This is a genomic window from Pseudoalteromonas sp. H71 (assembly GCF_001468485.1).
GTDB lineage: Bacteria > Pseudomonadota > Gammaproteobacteria > Enterobacterales > Alteromonadaceae > Pseudoalteromonas.
Genome location: NZ_LODI01000001.1, coordinates 1 through 18,755 on the forward strand (window position 1 = coordinate 1; position 18,755 = coordinate 18,755).

Annotated in this window: 17 protein-coding genes and 1 tRNA gene; 2 read left to right on the forward strand and 16 right to left on the reverse strand. The window is 39.9% G+C overall.

The genetic code is table 11. From position 1 onward, the window contains the following. Positions 1–219 precede the first annotated feature (219 nt). Entirely contained in the window at positions 220–627 is a 408-nt protein-coding gene (locus ATS71_RS00005; protein WP_058402966.1) for a hypothetical protein, read from the forward strand. A 172-nt stretch (positions 628–799) separates the two neighbouring features. On the opposite strand, the gene ATS71_RS00010 is transcribed toward ATS71_RS00005, so the two are convergent. The 12 genes from ATS71_RS00010 to rppH form a co-directional block, all read right to left on the reverse strand. Then, a tRNA-Arg gene (locus tag ATS71_RS00010) sits at positions 800–874 on the reverse strand. Positions 875–949: 75 nt separating this feature from the next. Further along, positions 950–1,642: a FlgO family outer membrane protein gene (locus tag ATS71_RS00015; protein WP_058402967.1), complete on the reverse strand. Its 693-nt coding sequence runs from the start codon at positions 1,640–1,642 to the stop codon at positions 950–952. A gap of 7 nt (positions 1,643–1,649) precedes the next feature. Next, positions 1,650–2,342 (reverse strand): FlgO family outer membrane protein, encoded by a 693-nt coding sequence (locus ATS71_RS00020; RefSeq protein WP_058403318.1) that lies wholly within the window; start codon positions 2,340–2,342, stop codon positions 1,650–1,652. 13 nt (positions 2,343–2,355) lie between these two features. Next, positions 2,356–2,949 carry a FlgO family outer membrane protein gene (locus ATS71_RS00025; protein ID WP_058402968.1) on the reverse strand — a complete coding sequence of 198 codons (594 nt, stop codon included), beginning with the start codon at positions 2,947–2,949 and terminating at the stop codon, positions 2,356–2,358. 48 nt (positions 2,950–2,997) lie between these two features. Next, positions 2,998–3,597 carry an SPOR domain-containing protein gene (locus tag ATS71_RS00030; protein ID WP_058402969.1) on the reverse strand — a complete coding sequence of 200 codons (600 nt, stop codon included), beginning with the start codon at positions 3,595–3,597 and terminating at the stop codon, positions 2,998–3,000. A 77-nt stretch (positions 3,598–3,674) separates the two neighbouring features. Beyond that, a complete protein-coding gene (locus ATS71_RS00035) occupies positions 3,675–4,364 on the reverse strand; it encodes an SPOR domain-containing protein (protein WP_058402970.1) in 690 nt (229 codons plus the stop codon). Between the two features lie 339 nt (positions 4,365–4,703). Beyond that, positions 4,704–5,582 (reverse strand): UTP--glucose-1-phosphate uridylyltransferase GalU, encoded by an 879-nt coding sequence (gene galU / locus ATS71_RS00040; RefSeq protein WP_058402971.1) that lies wholly within the window; start codon positions 5,580–5,582, stop codon positions 4,704–4,706. Positions 5,583–5,603: 21 nt separating this feature from the next. Then, the gene (locus ATS71_RS00045) at positions 5,604–6,455 is read right to left on the reverse strand and encodes a thymidylate synthase (RefSeq protein WP_058402972.1); all 852 of its coding nucleotides are present in this window, start codon (positions 6,453–6,455) and stop codon (positions 5,604–5,606) included. Between the two features lie 7 nt (positions 6,456–6,462). After that, the gene (gene lgt / locus ATS71_RS00050) at positions 6,463–7,266 is read right to left on the reverse strand and encodes a prolipoprotein diacylglyceryl transferase (RefSeq protein WP_058402973.1); all 804 of its coding nucleotides are present in this window, start codon (positions 7,264–7,266) and stop codon (positions 6,463–6,465) included. Between the two features lie 12 nt (positions 7,267–7,278). Beyond that, positions 7,279–8,088: a sulfite exporter TauE/SafE family protein gene (locus ATS71_RS00055; RefSeq protein ID WP_058402974.1), complete on the reverse strand. Its 810-nt coding sequence runs from the start codon at positions 8,086–8,088 to the stop codon at positions 7,279–7,281. 91 nt (positions 8,089–8,179) lie between these two features. After that, positions 8,180–10,444: a phosphoenolpyruvate--protein phosphotransferase gene (ptsP, locus tag ATS71_RS00060; RefSeq protein ID WP_058402975.1), complete on the reverse strand. Its 2,265-nt coding sequence runs from the start codon at positions 10,442–10,444 to the stop codon at positions 8,180–8,182. A gap of 30 nt (positions 10,445–10,474) precedes the next feature. Beyond that, positions 10,475–10,993 (reverse strand): RNA pyrophosphohydrolase, encoded by a 519-nt coding sequence (gene rppH / locus ATS71_RS00065; RefSeq protein WP_058402976.1) that lies wholly within the window; start codon positions 10,991–10,993, stop codon positions 10,475–10,477. 530 nt (positions 10,994–11,523) lie between these two features. On the opposite strand from rppH, the gene mutH reads away from it, so the two are divergent. Beyond that, a complete protein-coding gene (gene mutH, locus ATS71_RS00070; RefSeq protein ID WP_058402977.1) occupies positions 11,524–12,195 on the forward strand; it encodes a DNA mismatch repair endonuclease MutH in 672 nt (223 codons plus the stop codon). Positions 12,196–12,860: 665 nt separating this feature from the next. Here mutH and eno read toward each other — a convergent pair. The 4 genes from eno to relA form a co-directional block, all read right to left on the reverse strand. Further along, positions 12,861–14,159, reverse strand: a complete 1,299-nt coding sequence (eno, locus tag ATS71_RS00085; protein WP_058402980.1) for a phosphopyruvate hydratase — start codon at positions 14,157–14,159, stop codon at positions 12,861–12,863. A 116-nt stretch (positions 14,160–14,275) separates the two neighbouring features. After that, positions 14,276–15,910 (reverse strand): CTP synthase, encoded by a 1,635-nt coding sequence (locus tag ATS71_RS00090; protein ID WP_058402981.1) that lies wholly within the window; start codon positions 15,908–15,910, stop codon positions 14,276–14,278. A 151-nt stretch (positions 15,911–16,061) separates the two neighbouring features. After that, entirely contained in the window at positions 16,062–16,859 is a 798-nt protein-coding gene (gene mazG / locus ATS71_RS00095) for a nucleoside triphosphate pyrophosphohydrolase (RefSeq protein WP_082653573.1), read from the reverse strand. Between the two features lie 2 nt (positions 16,860–16,861). Beyond that, positions 16,862–18,755: GTP diphosphokinase (gene relA, locus ATS71_RS00100; protein ID WP_235591380.1), on the reverse strand; the 1,894-nt coding region annotated here is incomplete at its 5' end.

The following is an 18,755-nucleotide window of genomic DNA, read 5'->3' on the forward strand; positions in this document are numbered from 1 at the left end:
TCAATCGAACTACTGTATAAAAGGCTTTGGTTGCAGCCAAAGCTTGGGCCTCACATTACCCGAACTAGGTTAAAGTATTAATTAATTTATGGGTTTATTATCCATACAAGGCAATTAAATAGCGGACACGTAACAGTTGGCTCGGTTTCGCTTCGCTTCACATTTTAGCCAACTATTACTTAGCCGTTTATTGCGGCGTTATATTTTTCAGAGGTTGTTTTGAGTAAAAAAATAGACTATTCAAAATACTCCTTAAAAGAGCTGTACGAAGCTTTGGATAGCATTGATAGTGAAAAATTTCCTGAGAACTACAGACGGCTTCAAGATGAACTTTCTAAACCAGAAAGGTCTAGTGATGAAGTTCTCAGCGAATTAGAAGCTGAAATGGGCAACCAAGAAAGTGATTTCAAATCTTACTTCATAATTGCTATCGGAGCGTTTTTTGTTCTCTGGTTTTTTTTGGCAGAAGAAAAAGGCATCATTCATAAACATAGAAGCAAAGAAGTATTAGTTACATTGGCAGACAACCCAGATAAATTTTATTTTCACGTTTATTTATCAGCAGGAATTGGAATATGTTTAGTAATTTTTGGAGTGTATTTGCTAGTCAGAAACAGCAAAAAATAACAAGTGACTAAGGTTATGAGTGTCCTCAATTGGCACAAAGCAGCCTGAATGTAATTTGGCTATTTTAATAAAAGTACAGCACTAAATTCTTTATATTTCAATTTACGATGCTGCAAATGTGCTATAAGAACAAGCGAAAGAAAAAACAAAATACGTAACTCATTGATTTAATTGGTAGCCCCTGCAGGAATCGAACCTGCAACTGCCCCTTAGGAGGGGGCCGTTATATCCATTTAACTAAGAGGCCACAGCGGTGTGTTAGGGTTAAATTATAACGGCATCTGATTTTTAATATCAAGGTTTAAATCAATGGGAGTTTGAGTTAATTACTTGATAAATATATGTCTTCTTTGCTTAGCACATAATGCGGAATAAGCTCTCGGCTGCTGGCCACAATCTGTTTGGTGTTAACATTTATAACGCGTGTATTTATCACTACGCCATTTTGTCTGTAAATTAAAGTGCCTGCTAATACATGGCTTGCCATGTGCTCTTCACTTAGCTTTTTAATATTTCGCGAAAACACAAAGTCACCACGTCTGTTTACGTCTATTGTGTTGGTGGTTTTAAAATCAACCACACTGTAACCAAACTTTTGTAGTTGATGAATAAGTGTTTCTGATATTTGGTTACCCAACTGGTTACTTTTATTGAGTGACGAGTCAAGGTTTACCAATGTGCTTACAGCAATATTAACCTGTGTATCGGCTTCTGCGTCGTACTCGAGTGTGTCAACTAAGTCTAATGCCATTTGCTCTACGTAATTAACAAGCGTTTTATGATGCTTTATTGGCTTAAAAGGTTTTGACGCATCGTAATCATTATCTAGCTGCACAGTTTGCTTGTGTGTTTGTGCATCGTAATCACCATTTAGCATGTAGTCGTTACTTGCTTGCGTTGCTGTGTGTGTATTTGAATCATGCACATGGTGGTGTGTTAGCGAGCAACCAGATAGAGCAACGACTAGCCCTACTAGCAAAAGCGTGTGTAAATTGGTGTTTAATGTAAAGCCCATACTCACCTCACTCACTCACTTGTTTTAGCATAATGCCATCGGTACGGTAGTTGCCATTTAATGCATCAATCACTGATTGGGGTAAAAACCCTTGTGCCGAACCAACAACAGCCTTACTGGTTAAGCCAACAATTCGTGCATTTACTAAAACTCCGCCTTGATGGCTTACTAATGTGCCAGCCAATACGTATTGAAAGTTTTGCTCTGGGTCGAGCTCTAGGTAGTCGCGGCTAAATACAAAGTCGCCGGTTTGCGTTACACGAACATAATCGGTGGTTTTAAAATCAATGACCGGTACACCAAAATTATGGAGCTCGTGCATAAAGCTTTCTGCAATTTGATTCCCTAATAAACTGCCATTACTGTAATCGTCGTCTAAAAATACAAAGCTTGATACCGCTAGCGGTGTTTTGTCATTAACGTATTGTAAGTTTTCGACCATGTCTTGCATTATTCCGCGTACATAATGGTTTATATTTTTATGCATTGGCGGCGTCGATTTAGTGTAGTTGGTTTGCTGAGCTAACCCCGACTGAAACACATTATCATGATTCACCGGAGCACTTACTTTACGTTGGCTTGAAGCCAGCAGCGGTGCTTGGTTACTTTGCGCAACCGCTGAGTCGGTGCTAGTTGTGTTCGTTATTTGCGAACAGCCAAACCCTAATGGCAAACATAGCGTGATTAATAAGTTTCTCATTGTGTGCTCCTCGTTAATATTCACTGCGATAAAGTAAACCATCGCGCTGCTGAATTTTTTCATTACCCCACATTACATTGATTGGGATCTCGGTACTGCCAGCAGATAAAACTTGTTTGTTGCTAATGTTAACCATACGCGCATTGACAATGTATGCATGCTGTTGGCGTGTAACAGTGCCTGTAATTATAAGGTCAATATTTTGGCGTTCTCGTAGCTGTTCTAAATTACGCGTTAACGCACTATCGGCGTTATGAGATAAGTGTAGATTATTAGCTAAGCGGTATTCGACCGTGTGATAACCCATTTGCGTCATTTTAGTGAGTATACTTTCTTGTATTTGTTGGCTTAAGCCCGACGCTTGTTGCGTCATTAGCTTAGAATCGAGCGCATCTGCAAAGTAAAAGCTACTAACCCCTATGCGAGTATTGTTGCTTAATGGGCCCTTTAAATGACTTAATTGCACAGTTAAGTTGTGCACGTAGTCACTTACTGTAAAAGGCGCCATTGCTGCTTTTGGGGCATACGTGCTCACACTTGACTCGGGTTCAGGAATTAAAGTGCACCCAGCCAAGTTAATTAATAATAAGGGTAGTAAAAGGCGCATAGTTGCCATCCTCTTGTGATCATACAAGAGACTAAGCAATTATTATGCCTAGAGGGTTGTTTGTGGTTTTTGCTGCGTGTAATAGGTGACAAAACAACTCACTTTTTGCTGTTTTAATGCTTCGCAATCGGTTGTTGCCTGTTTACTTGTTTTATATGCGCCTAACTTTAAACGATAAAATGTATTGGTTTTTATTACTTTAGTTTCAATATTGACCACTAAATTAGTGTTAAAAAACGCAGGTATTTTACGTTTTAAATTAGCCAGTTCCGTGTTTAATTTAGCTTCACTATTAAATGCTGCCACCTGAATAGCAAAAAAAGCCTGATCACTTTTTAAAATACTTTCTGTTGCAGGGGGTGTTAAAGCGGTGTTTTCCTGGGCCACATTGGTCTCGTCAATGGCTTTTAAGCGAGTCGTCAACTTTGAAAGCTGGCCTTCTAATTCAAGCAAATCGTTAACTTTGGGCTCAACTGTTTTCCACTCTTTAGCCGATTGCTTAAGTGCTTGTAAGTCAGTATTTGAAATAAGAACGGTATTTGATGTCGCTAAACTTGGTTGTACCTTTTTTGCTGAGCTGCACGCAGTTAGGTACAACACAAACCCAATACAAAATAATGTATTAATAAATTCCTTTTTAATAACCATACTTTTTACCTACCACCCTTTTGACTATGGTGAGGTATTTTATGGATAAATAATTTTTTAGCAAGTTTCTATTTTAACTACAGCTTTACTGGTTTATCTGTGTAGTTACTGACTATGCACTCGAGCTTGTATACTTTAAATACTTCACAGTCTGCTTTGGCATTTTTTAAATTTTGGTACGATCCTAATTTAAGCCTATAAAACGTTTTTTTATTTATTTTTGCGGTTTCAACATTGGTCAGTATTTTTTTTCTGAATAAAGGTGCGGCTTTAGTATTTAGCTCTTTCCACGCTTTTGCTATGTCTTTTTCTGAATCAACCGAAGCTACTTGCAAAGCAAAAATATGCCTTGGTGTATTAAACTTAACTGTCTGTTTTTTGTTTCTGTATTGGTTAACATTTTGGCTACGTGACCTTGCAGCTTGCTGATTGTGAATTGTTCGCGTGCTGTACGAGTTGCTTTTAGGCTGATTAGACTGAGCTATTGCTTTACTGTTAATAATATCTATGTGATTAACCAGGTAGGTAATTTCTTTTTCTAGCTTTAAAATACGCTCTATACCTGCTCTGGCTTGCTGCCATTGCAATGCTGCATCTTTTAACTGAGCAAGCTCTAATGCAGTAATAGGTACATACACGGGCGAATTGGTTTGCTTTTCAGGTGTGGGGACTGACTTTACTTCAGGTGTAGTCGAGCATGCTGTACCAAATAGCAGTATCAGCAGGCTTAAAAGTAATCCTGTTATGTTTTTATTATTTATTAACATTTATTCGCTGTCCTGAAAGCAGTGTAATAACACTTACATTTCAATTAAACATCCTCTTTAGAAAGCGTTTAACCTTACTTTAAGTTTTCGAGCCATAACCAAGCCCTTTATGAACATAAACGTATTTAATTCAATAGGCTTATGTTTTTTTGACTCCTCCATGAGAACACTTTTCAATACAATTTTAATGCCACTTAAAATAAACATTACAACATAAATTACATTATGTCTGTAAAGTAATCAAAACTATTCTAATTTTTACATTAAAAAAACAAATTATGCAAAAAACAATAAAAAAGGCGCCTAATTAGGCGCCTTTTGCTGATTTAATGTAAACGGTTATATGAGTGTTTTAATAAACGTTTTTAGCTCATCGGCAAATTCATCACGACGAAGTGCAAACTCAATGGTTGCTTTTAAATAACCAATTTTACTACCACAATCGTGGCTTCGGCCTTTCATTGCGTACGCATCTACTTTTTCACTTTGCATAAGCATGGCAATAGCATCGGTAAGCTGAATTTCATCGCCAGCACCCTGTGGAGTTTTTGCAAGTAGCGGCCAAATATTTTCACTCAACACATAACGCCCAACCACGGCTAGGTTTGAAGGTGCCTCGTCAACCGGTGGCTTTTCTACCATGCTAACAATAGGCGAGCTTTCACCTTGCGCTATTTCGGTGCCACCTAAATCCACTACTCCAAACTTATCAACTTCCTGCATTGGTACAGGCTCTACCATTATTTGGCTCTGTTTTGTTTGTTCAAAATGAGCGATCATCTCGGCGAGGTTGTCTTTTTTAAGATCGCTTTCAACGTCGTCTATGATCACATCGGGTAAAATAACCACAAATGGTTCGTTACCAATAATTGGGGCTGCACAGTTAATGGCATGACCTAGCCCTTTTGCTTCACCTTGGCGTACGTGAATTATTGTTACGTCTTTAGGGCAAATGGCTTGTACTTCGGCAAGTAATTGCCGCTTAACACGCTTTTCAAGCGTTGCCTCTAATTCAAAGCTGGTATCAAAATGGTTTTCGATAGAGTTTTTACTTGAGTGCGTTACAAGTACAATTTCTTTTATGCCTGCACATACCGCTTCGTTAACTACATATTGTATTAAAGGACGGTCTACTACAGGAAGCATCTCTTTAGGAATTGCTTTAGTGGCTGGTAGCATGCGTGTACCAAGGCCCGCTACTGGGATCACTGCTTTCATGTTGTTTTCCTTAATCGGTTATTATACTGAAAATGGATATTGAATTGCGTCGTGGCATTGATAGCCGGTTACTTCAAAGTCGTCTCGGGTGACCCAGGTTTCTATGTCTTCTAGTGACTTAATCTTTGGGTTAATTGTAAGCTTAGGCGATTCAAATGGTTCGCGTTTAAGCTGCACATCGCGCATTAACTCGAGCTGATTTTCGTAAATATGAGCATTAGCTATTTTATGATATGCCTTACCCGGTTTATGACCGGTAATTTGAGCGACCAAAGCAAGCAACACAAAGCATTGAATTTGATTAAAACTCAACCCTAGCGGGACATCACAACTACGCTGATAAGATGTTAAGTAAAGCGTATCACCTAATAGTGAAAACGTATGTGTATGCATACAAGGTCTTAGACAACCCAGTTCAAATTCACCTGGGTTATAAAACGTGATTATTTCACCGCGATCATCAATGCCATTTTTTAAATTGTTAATTACTTTTGCTAGCTGATCGAGTGTTGAACCATCAGGGCGTTGCCAACCTCGCCCTTGAACGCCGTAAACGCGCCCCATATCATCTTCACCTTTACGGTTTGGATTATTAAGCCAGGCTTGGTTATCGTTGGCATTAGCATCCCAGGTTTTACAGCCAATATTACGAAACTGCTCTGCACTATCGTAACCTCGTAAATAGCCAAGCAACTCTGCAATGGCCGCTTTATAGTAACTTTTACGCGTGGTGATCATAGGAAACTGATTGTTTGCTACATCGTACTCTAAATCGGCGTTTATAACGGTTAAGCAACGTGTGCCTGTTCGTTTGTTTTCTACCCATTGACCTTCGTCAACGATACGCTGACATAATTTTAAATATTGTTTCATGCTTTTATTATGCCTTTGCTGTTGTTACTTGCTGCGGATTTTTATAAGCCCAAATTAATAACCCTAAACCACCTATAATCATAGGGAGTGACAGTATTTGACCCATAGAGATAAAGTCGGCAAATAAGCCAAGTTGCGCGTCTGGTTGGCGGAAGTATTCAATACCAAACCTAAACACCCCGTAACCTAGTAAAAATACGCCGCCAACACTGCCAGCTGGGCGTGGTCTTTTAATAAACCATAGCATAATTAAAAATAAAACAAGCCCTTCAAAAAAGGCTTCGTATAACTGCGACGGGTGGCGAGCAAGCGGCCCACCGGTTGGAAATACCATAGCCCAAGGAACGTCTGATACACGCCCCCATAGTTCGCCATTTATAAAGTTACCTATGCGCCCTGCTAATAATCCCACTGGCACTAGTGGCGCTACAAAATCGCCAACTTGTAGAAGTGATTTTTTACGTGTCCACGAAAAAATGGCAACGGATGCAATTACACCCAGCGTACCACCATGAAACGACATGCCGCCCTGATCGATGCGGAATAAATACAGCGGATTTTCTAAAAAATAACTAAATTGGTAAAATAATACATAACCTATACGACCACCAAGTATTACCCCTAGCATGCCATAAAATAATAGATCGCTTACCTGCTCTTTGGTCCAGCCAGAATTAGGCTTTGCCGCTTGACGATTTGCAAACCACATCGCAAATGCAAAACCAATTAAATACATCAATCCGTACCAACGTACGCTCAGTGGTCCAATCGAAAAAATAATTGGATCGATTTGAGGAAACTCAAGTGCCATAAAAATAAACCTTTAGCTAAAAACCATTTTAATTGCGATAACAACAAGCAGTACCGCGAAAACTTTCTTTATTGTATTAACAGGTAAATAATGAGTTGCTTTAGCCCCGTAAGGCGCCACAAACCACGATGTAATAACAATACCAAATAACGCAGGTAAATATACAAACCCTGCAAAACCATGTGCTAAGTCGGTTACCTTCCAACCCGCACTAATGTAGCCAATAGAGCCAAATAAGGCGATTACAATGCCCGAGACGGCAGCACACCCAATGGCTTTTCTTATATCAATGGAGAAGTAATTGAGCAGAGGTACAATTAACGCTCCACCACCAATCCCAATCAATCCTGATAGACCGCCCATAATCGCTGAAATACACCCTAAAATAGGCCCTGGTGGGATCGACTTAGTTGATGAGGGTTTATTACGTGATGATAGCGCCATTCTGGCTGCAATAAATACAACACTCACTGCAAATACACTGCGTAGTAACTGCTCTGGTATTAAGCTTGCTGCAAACCCACTAATTAAAGCCCCTATTGCTACACCTGTCATAACCCAAGGTGCAACATGCCAAGGCACATTATCATTTTTATGATGAGCCAATGCTGAAGACGTAGAAGTAAATAAAATAGAGGCCAAAGAGGTCGCAATCGAAATAACCACAACATGTTCTGCAGATGTAACATTAAATAAAATCAGCAATGTGCTCAGTGCAGGCACAATTATTAACCCACCGCCAATACCTAATAATCCTGCTAAAAAACCGACAATACAGCCTAGTAGTGCGCAACATGCGACCAACAAACCTAAGTCATACATAGTTATCTCAAATGCCTTTTGAAGGCTTATATGGTAAAGGATTATAAAACGAATAGCATCTGCGTATTAAAATTAATTAAGTAAGCACCTTTTATTTTGGGGTATAAAATAGGTCACCTAAATTATGCTCTAACATAAAATTGCGCGTTAAACGCAAAACTTGTTTAGCTGTTGATTGTGCTAAGCACTCGCTTAATAACTGTTCCATGTCGGCAACGCTTAAACGCCTAAGCACCCATTTCACTTTATTTAAAGACGATAAGTTCATACTCAGTCGTCTATATCCCATAGCTATTAGCAATATGGCTCCCTCCGGGTCCCCCCCTAGTTCACCACATAAACTAAAGGGTAATTCATAATTTTCACACTCATCGGCTATTTTACTTAAAACCCTAAGCACCCCGGGGTGGTAAGGATTAAAAAGCTCAGCAACACGTGCGTTGGCTCTATCTACCGCCAACAAATATTGTGTTAAGTCGTTACTGCCTACTGAACAAAAATCTACCTTTTTAGACCATTCAGGTAACATAAACACACTGGAAGGCACCTCAAGCATAATACCAATATCGGGGCGATCTATTTGCTGCTCAGGAAAGTGTTCGTTTAGTTCAAAGTAAGCTTGTTCAAATAACCCCAATGCTTCATCTACTTCTTCTGTGCCGCTGATCATCGGCAACATTATTTTTAAATTGCCTAAACCGATATTTGCCTTAAGCATTGCTTTGAGTTGGTCTAAAAATAACTCGGGATGATCAAGGCTAATACGTATACCACGCCAACCTAAAAATGGGTTTTCTTCGGTTATATTAAAGTAGTCGAGCACTTTATCGCCGCCAATGTCGAGCGTACGCATCACGACGGCGTTTGGGTAATAACTGGTGAGCACTTCTCGATACCAATTTTCTTGCTCTAACTGAGAAGGAAACTGGCCTTTTTGCATAAACCACGCTTCAGTACGGTATAAACCGACGCCGTCGCACACATGTGCGTTGTTTTGATCTGTTTTTAATTCTAGCCCTGCGTTTAACAATAAACTGACGTGTTCGCCATCTAAGGTAATAGACTCGTACTCTTGCTCTGCTAAAAAACGATTATTTAACAGGTTATCTTGATGTTGTAAGTCTGCGTACTCGTCTAATAACATTTGCGAGGGTGAGATATACAAACGCCCTGCAAACGCATCTAATATCATTGGTTTACCATCAAATTGAAGTAATGGTAAATCTTCTATCCCCCAAATAGCGGGGATCCCCATTGCGCGAGTCAAAATAGATGCATGACTATTGGCAGAACCATTAACACTAACAACCCCTGCTAAATGCCCTTTTGGTACTTCAGCAAGCATCGCGGGGGTTAATGTATTTGCAATTAATATGGTATCTGCTGGGTAATCTTTTACTGCGTGTTCAGTGTTAACTAAGTGATGTAATACGCGTAAACCAATGTCTTTCACATCAACAGCACGCTCTTTTATGTATGGGTCTTGCATCGCATTAAATTGCGAAATTAGACGCTCAATCACAATTTTAAGTGCGCTTTTTGCACACCATCCCTCGAGTAACTGAACCTCTACATTGTGACCTAAACTTTTAGCATCTAATAACTGTTGATACACATCAAATACGGCTAATGCCTCTTGAGGAATAGAGTCACTCAACGTCATCGAAAGCGTATTAAACTCTTTACGTGTAGCCGCCACGGCTTGCGTAAACAGGCGACGCTGCTCAGTCACATCACTATTTTTTTGGAGCTCAATTGATTTAAAGTCAAGTTTTGGTAAAAGTACAAATGCGGTACCTATACCTATACCCGGCGCACTAGATACACCTTTTAAAACGGATGTTTGATGAGATGACTCGTCTTGGCGAAGTACTTCTTTAATTTCGGCATGAGCCAATTGTGAAGCAAGTTGAGCAGAAAGCGTTATTAAAAACGACTCTTCATCTTGGCTAAATACACGGGCCATTTTTTGTTGAACAACAATAACGCCCAGTACTTTTTTTTGATGAACCACAGGTACAGACAAAAAAGCATTATAGCCTTCTTCGTTTACCTCAGGAGAGAGCTTAAAGCGCGGATGCGATTTAGCAAAAGCTATATTAATGGGTTCTTCGCGTTGAGCAACTAACCCCACTAAACCTTCTGTAAAACCAATTCTGAACTTGCCTACCGCATCAGGGTTTAACCCTTCGGTAGCCATTAATACAAAATTATCTTGGCTGTAGTCGGCAAAATAAATAGAGCAGCACTGGGTTTTCATGGCGTCTTTCACCATTTGCACAAAGCACACTAAAGCAGTGTCTAAATTCGCTTGTTGCGATACAGACTCAGCAATAGATCTTAGTGTTGCCAGCATGTCCTGCTCCTTTATTTTATTATAAAGTTATTACCTTTTACTTCGCCAATGGTCTTTATGGTGTTCTCTTTTATTAAAGGGCATAGCAAAAGGAGCAAACTCCTTCATTACACGTCGGTAAACATCCCGTTTAAACGACACAACCTGCCTAACAGGGTACCAGTAACTCACCCAACGCCAATCATCAAACTCTGGGTGATGAGTTTTAAGTAAATTTACATCTTCATCTTTACAACGAAGTTTCAGTAAAAACCATTTTTGTTTTTGCCCAATACACACCGGACTTGAGTCGCGACGAATTAATCGTTTGGGTAATTTATAGCGTAACCAATGTTTTGAACTTGCGACAATTTCTACATCTTCTGGTCGCAGTCCGACCTCTTCGTGTAATTCACGGTACATAGTTTGTTCTGGTGTTTCACCATCATCAACACCGCCTTGGGGAAATTGCCAAGAGTGCTGACCGTAGCGTCTGGCCCAAAATACTTGTCCCTGATTATTGCAAATTACAATTCCGACATTGGCACGAAAACCTTCGGCATCAATCACCTTAGTGCCTCATTTGTAAGTCGATTTTTGATGATTGTTCCACATTAGTCGCAATACGGCAAACACTATTATAGACAAGCCTACGAGTGAATGACGTTTATGCTTTAACCCAGTAGATAAAACATGCAGATGAGAGCAATAAATTTTAAAAAAATGTGCAAAAGCTATTGCAGTTATTGTTTTACTCTAGTTACTCACAGTTTGTGCATAACTTTTAAAAAACACGTTCATTTTGCAAACAAATCCACAATATAAGATCTAAAACGTGTTGTTCTCCACAGATTCTGTGGATAAACATGTTCATATAGTTGTATTTATCCCATTAACTTTTAAAACGACCAATACAAACAAAACTTACAAACTAAAAAAAACCAAGTTAGTCAGTAACTTAACGAGTTATCCATAATTTTAACTATGTATAAAATTAACACACCACAACAGCGAACAAAAAACACACAAACCTAAAGATATCCACGGCTTAGCTGTTTTGCTATCATGGCAGTGGTATTTATTCAACTAAAATTAATATTATGCGCCCAACTAAACCACTTTCAATTAATGATCTTACTCAACGTGTAAACAGTATTGCTGGCCTTACGCTTGGGCAGCTTGCTGAACAATATAACTTTAAAACCCCTGACGACTTATTAAGAGAAAAAGGCTGGACGGGTCAATTAATTGAATACGTATTAGGTGCAACCGCGGGTTCTAAACCCCTCCCCGACTTTGAAGATTTGGGTATTGAACTTAAAACGCTGCCTATTTCTTATAAAGGCAAACCTCTTGAAACCACCTTTGTATCTGTAACGCCATTAATAAATGTAACAGGCATGACATGGCACACTAGTGCGGTTCGTAAAAAGCTTAACCATGTTTTATGGCTTCCAGTTTTAAGCGAGCGTGATATCGCACCGTTTAATAGAACCATAGGCAGCGGCTTTTTATGGCAACCCACGCCCGAGCAAGATGCAAAACTACAGCGTGATTGGGAAGAACAAATGGAGTTGATTGCGCTTGGTAGGGTTGATGAAATATCAGGCCATTTAGGCGATGCAATGCAAATTCGTCCAAAAGCCGCGAATAGCAAAATTGTGACCGATGCTATTGGCCCAAACGGGCAAATAATAAAAACCCTGCCCCGTGGCTTTTATCTAAAAACCTGTTTTACAGGTGACATTTTAAAACAGCAATTCACTTTGTGAGCGTTTTATTATCAGGGACTTCGTTGAGCACTTTGTTAATAACGTAAAAAAAATGAAATAGACCTAAAAGAATATTCACAAACGTCAAAACCAAACTTATACCTATACTACTTTTAGTATTAGAGTTTTTATTTAGAAAAAAAATAAAGCCTGAAAAAATAAGCAAAAATGGTAAAACGAGAATGTAATAAAAAGATGAGTGAAAATACATTATTTAAAACTCCTAAAAAGGGGAGTTACCCCCTCAATTCGAATTATTGAGCGTTGCGATCCCGCTTTTTTATTGATGTATAAATACACCAAATAAAATGTACAAACCCTGCAGGAAAAAATAACATCGTTAAAATAAAATTAAGCATAACATCATGCTTAATGTTTGTTTTTGATGTCGCTTTTTTTAATAAATAAGCCATTGTTAACGCTATAGGCAATATTACTATTAAGTAACTGTAATCGTTGACATGAATATCCATTTTAATTATAGCCATTAAGTTGTATATGCATTGATAAGGAAAGCGCTGCAGAAAAAATGAAACGTTTTAGCACTACAATTCCCTGTAAATTGAAGCTCATACTAACAAAAAAAAACTACAAGCAACATAAAAAACCCCCGCATTGGCGAGGGTTTTATAGCTTAAAATTTAAAATCAGTCTCTAGAAAAGAATTACTGACCTTTAACTTCTTTTAAACCGTTGTACGGTGCTTTAGCGCCTAATTGCTCTTCAATACGAAGCAATTGGTTGTACTTAGCTACACGGTCAGAACGACTTAATGAACCTGTTTTAATTTGACCTGCTGCAGTACCTACTGCTAAATCAGCAATTGTTGCATCTTCTGTTTCACCTGAACGGTGAGAGATAACAACAGTAAAACCAGCGTCTTTCGCCATTTTAATAGCCGCTAACGTTTCAGTTAGTGAACCGATTTGGTTAAACTTAATTAAGATTGAGTTAGCAATACCGTTGTCGATACCACGCTTTAAAATCTTAGTGTTAGTTACAAATAAGTCATCACCTACTAATTGGATTTTATCGCCCATTAATTTAGTTTGGTGAGCAAAGCCATCCCAATCTGACTCATCTAAGCCATCTTCAATAGAAACAATTGGGTATTGCTGAGTAAGCTCTTGCAAGAAGAAGTTAAATTCTTCAGACGTGAATTTTTTGCCTTCACCTTTAAGGTCGTAAATGTTTGCTTCTTTGTCGTAAAACTCAGAGGCTGCACAATCCATCGCTAAAGTAATATCTTTACCTAGCTCGTAACCTGCGTTTGCTACCGCAACTTTAATTGCTGCAAGTGCCGCTTCGTTAGACTCAAGGTTTGGCGCAAAACCACCTTCATCGCCAACAGCTGTTGAGTGGCCGTCTGCTTTAAGTACTTTTGCAAGGCTATGGAAAACCTCTGCGCCCATACGTAGACCTTCGCGGAAGTTTGCAGCGCCAACAGGTTGGATCATAAACTCTTGAATATCTACTGAGTTATCTGCGTGTTCACCACCATTGATGATGTTCATCATTGGCAGTGGCATAGAATAAACACCCGGTGTGCCGTTTAAATCAGCAATGTGCTCGTATAGTTCTACTTTTTTAGACTGAGCTGCGGCTTTAGCTGTTGCTAGTGATACTGCTAAGATTGCATTTGCACCTAATTTTTCTTTGTTTTCAGTGCCGTCTAAATCTAGCATTACTTTATCAACTGCACTTTGGTTAAGTGCATCTTGGCCAGCTAACGCATCAGCAATTTCTTTATTGATGTAACCAACCGCGTTCAATACGCCTTTACCTAAGTAACGTGCTTTGTCACCATCACGTAACTCTAATGCTTCGCGAGTACCAGTAGATGCGCCTGAAGGTGCTGCCGCACGACCCCAAGAACCATCAGCTAAATGTACGTCTGCTTCAACAGTTGGGTTACCACGCGAGTCCATGATTTCGCGACCAATTACTTTTACGATATTTGACATCTTGTTTCCTCTATATTCCCAAAATGGTGAGTTTTGTTAACTTTACTATGTTTGATATAGCTTAGTCAGTCTTAAAAACAAAAAAGCCGTACAATACATGCACGGCTTTTTATAAGTTACGATGACGCTTTTTGGTGGATATGCGCTGCTGCTACAAACCCTTCAAATAGCGGATGACCATCACGTGGTGTTGACGTGAATTCCGGGTGGAACTGCGCGGCAATAAACCAAGGGTGATCTTTGTTTTCAATAATTTCTACCAGTTTTTTATCTTCAGATAAACCAGAGAATGTTAAACCCGCTTTTTCTAGCTGGTCTACAAAGTTGTTATTTACTTCGTAACGATGGCGGTGGCGTTCTACAATTTCGTCGCTACCGTAAACTTCGTGCACTTTAGAGCCTGGTGTTAAGTAACATTTTTGTGCGCCTAAACGCATTGTGCCACCAAGATCCGATTTTTCGTCACGAACTTCTACTTTGCCTTCGGCGTCTAACCACTCGGTGATTAAGCCAACAACCGGTGCTGCAGATTTGGCATTAAACTCAGTAGAGTTAGCATCAGCTAAGCCTGCTACATTACGTGCATACTCAATAAGCGCTACTTGCATACCTAAACAAATGCCTAAGTAAGGCACTTTATTTTCACGAGCGTATTTAGCTGCTAAAATTTTACCTTCAACACCACGACCACCAAAACCGCCTGGAACTAAAATAGCATCAAGGTGAGAAAGTAATTCTACGCCTTTACTTTCTAGGTCTTGTGAATCTACATATTCGATGTTGATTGTTAAACGGTTTTTAAGACCCGCATGTTTTAATGCTTCGTTAACCGACTTATACGCATCGGGTAATTCAATGTATTTACCAACCATACCAATGGTCACTTCGCCCGTAGGGTTAGACTCTTGGTATAGTACTTGTTCCCACTCAACTAAGTCAGCTTCAGGCGCGTCTAAGTGAAAACGACGACATACAAAATTGTCTAGCTCTTGTGATTTCAATAATGCTGGAATTTTGTAAATACTGTCTACATCAGGTAGTGAAATTACTGCTTTTTCTTCAACATTGGTAAACAATGCAATTTTTGCACGCTCGTTATTAGGTAACTTACGATCTGAGCGACAAATAAGAATATCTGGCTGAATACCAACAGAACGAAGCTCTTTAACTGAGTGCTGTGTTGGTTTTGTTTTCACTTCGCCCGCAGGGCCTAAGAAAGGCACTAACGTTAGGTGAATAAAGAGTGCGCGTTCGCGACCGATCTCTGTGCCCATTTGACGAATTGCTTCAATAAACGGTTGTGATTCAATATCACCTACCGTGCCACCAATTTCAACAATGGCAATATCGTGCCCCTCAGCGCCTTCGTAAACACGCTGTTTAATATCGTTAGTGATATGAGGAATAACCTGAATAGTGGCGCCTAGGTATTCACCACGACGCTCGCGACGTAATACGTCTTCATATACGCGGCCTTGCGTGAAGTTATTTCGGCTAGTCATTTTGGTGCGAATAAAACGTTCGTAGTGACCTAAATCAAGATCAGTCTCTGCGCCGTCTTCTGTAACGTATACTTCACCGTGTTGAATTGGGCTCATTGTGCCTGGGTCAACGTTGATGTAAGGATCCAGCTTTAAAATAGTAACATTTAAGCCACGGGCTTCTAAAATAGCCGCCAACGATGCTGCTGCAATACCTTTACCCAACGAAGAAACAACCCCGCCAGTAACGAAGATAAATTTTGTACTCATGCGAACCCTAGAATATCAGGAATTAAAAGGAATATAACACCCAAAAAAGTGGCTATGGGCATATCATCAAGACGGGGCGAAATTGTACCAAAACACGCTTTAGCAATCCAGCTAAAATTAGCGAATGGGCGATTAAAAAACGCGCGCTATTTTATTTATGTTTTTTAATTGCTTCCCACGCATTATCCATTTCTTCAAGGCTTGCTGTCTCTAGGCTTTTACCTTGCGCATGCAAATATGCTTGTACCTTTTCAAATCGGGCTGAAAACTTATCGTTTGCATTTCTGAGGAGCTGCTCTGGGTCACGTTTAACGTGGCGAGCCACATTAACGGTGGCAAATAGTAAATCGCCAAGTTCTTCTGCTGTGTGATCCGATAAAGGATCGTGCGTTATTGCTTCTTTAACTTCAAGTACTTCTTCGCTTACTTTATCAAGCGCACCATGATAAGTCGGCCAGTCAAAACCCATTGAAGCTACTCGCTGTTGAATTTTTTTAGCCTTGCTAAGACTTGGCATATTTGCTGGAATATCTTGCCACAACAATGATGTATTGGTTAATGCTTTTTCGCTTCGCTCCTGGGCTTTAATAGCTTGCCACTGCAGTGATAATTGCTCATCATTGAGCGCTTTTTTGTCGCCAAAAACATGAGGATGACGACGTGTTAACTTTGCATTTAATTGTTCTATTACATCGTTAAAATCAAACAAGCTTTGTTCTTGCGCTAATTGGGCATAAAACACAATTTGAAACAGTAAGTCACCAAGCTCATTTTTAAGCTCATTTAAATTACCCGATTCGATGCAGTCGGCAACTTCATAGGCTTCTTCAAGTGTATGCGGCACAATTGATTTAAAGTCTTGTTTAAGATCCCAAGGGCAGCCGCCATTGGGATCTCTGAGTGTTTGCATAATACTCAAAAGTTCTGTTAATGCTGAATGGTTAGCCAAAGCTACTGCCCTCGCTTAGCGTGGTGAACACCTTCAATTTGGTGCAATTTAGACAGCACTCGGTTTGTACCCGATAAATCGTGTACTTCTATTTGCATGGTAAATACCGCTAACTGGTCAGCACCCACAGTATTAACGTTCATATTAATTACGTTTACTTTTTCGTTAGCAAGTACAGAACTTATATCGCGAATGAGTCCAGATCTGTCGCTTGCTTCAATTTTTATACTAAGCGCGTATGATCCATTTATATCTTCAGACCAGCTAACTTCTACAACACGCTCTGGATGCTGTTTTTTCAAGTTATTAAATGCATCACAATCATCACGGTGAACGCCGATACCACGGCCTTGCGTAATATAACCAATAATTTCATCGCCGGGCACTGGTCGGCAACATTTAGCTACATGACTCATTAAACTGCCCACGCCATCAACCACTATGCCATTTTTATCGCCCGTTACTTTGCTTGGTGCTTTAAAACGAATAACGGGTTCGTCTTCTGTGCGGTCAGTAACAAAATTAAGCATTTGGTTAAGGCGCACATCCCCCGCCCCTATCGCAACCATTAAGTCATCAAGCTCTTTAAAGTTAAATCGCTTAATTGCTGGAGCTAAATCTTTGTATGTTAAATCAAGCTTTTGTAGCTCATTATCAAGAATTTCTTTACCCGCACTTAAATTTTTATCACGATCAAGTTGCTTGAACCAATGGTGTATTTTGGCCCGCGCACGAGACGATTTAATGTAGCCCAATGACGGATTTAACCAATCTCTACTCGGGTTAGCCTGCTTTTGTGTGAGAATTTCGACCTGATCGCCTGTCGTTAATTGATGCGTAAACGGCACTATTTTGCCAAATACTTTTGCGCCAATACAACGGTGTCCCACATTAGAATGAATGTAGTAAGCAAAATCGAGCGGCGTGGCCCCTAGTGGTAGGTCAAAAATATCGCCACGCGGGGTAAACACATACACTCTGTCTTCAACAACTTGGTTTTTTAGCTCTTCAGCTAAATCGCCGCCATCAACTACTTCTTCTTGCCATTGCAGTAATTTACGTAGCCAGCTAATTTTTTGCTCGTAACCCGAACCACGTCCGGGTAAGGCCCCTTCTTTGTACATCCAATGAGCAGCTACGCCTAGTTCTGCATCCTGATGCATGTCTTGTGTACGAATTTGTATTTCTACGGTTTTACCCTCAGGGCCAAAAACAACGGTATGAATTGACTGGTAACCATTTTGCTTAGGCGTTGCAACATAATCATCAAATTCTTTATTTAAATGGCGCCAGTTGGTATGCACTATACCCAGCGCACCGTAGCAATCTTGCAAGCGGTCAACCACAATACGCATGGCACGAATATCAAAAAGTTGATCAAACTCGTAGTTTTTTTGCGCCATTTTTTTGTAAATACTGTAGATATGCTTAGGCCGGCCATATACCTCAGCTTCTATACCTGCTTCACTTAAACGGCTTTTAACTTGCTCTACCATGTCTTCCATGTAGGCTTCGCGGGCAAGTCGTTTATCATCAAGCTGCTTGGCTATTTTTTTGTAAGTGTCTGGGCGTAAATACCTAAACGATAAATCTTCAAGCTCCCACTTTAATTGGCCAATTCCAAGTCGGTTTGCTAAAGGAGCAAAAATATCCGCGGTTTCTTTAGCGGCAATAACCCGCTCCTCTTCACCGGCGTCTTTCACGTTTCGTAAATGACAAACCTGCTCGGCAAGCTTTATTACCACCGCCCGCACATCTTCAACCATGGTTAATAACATTTTACGAATATTATCAACTTGAACAGTGCCTTTGCCTTGATGCGACAAAGTACTGATAGTCGCCATTTGAGAAACGCCCGTTAACAGCAACGATATATTACTACCGAGCTGCTCTTGA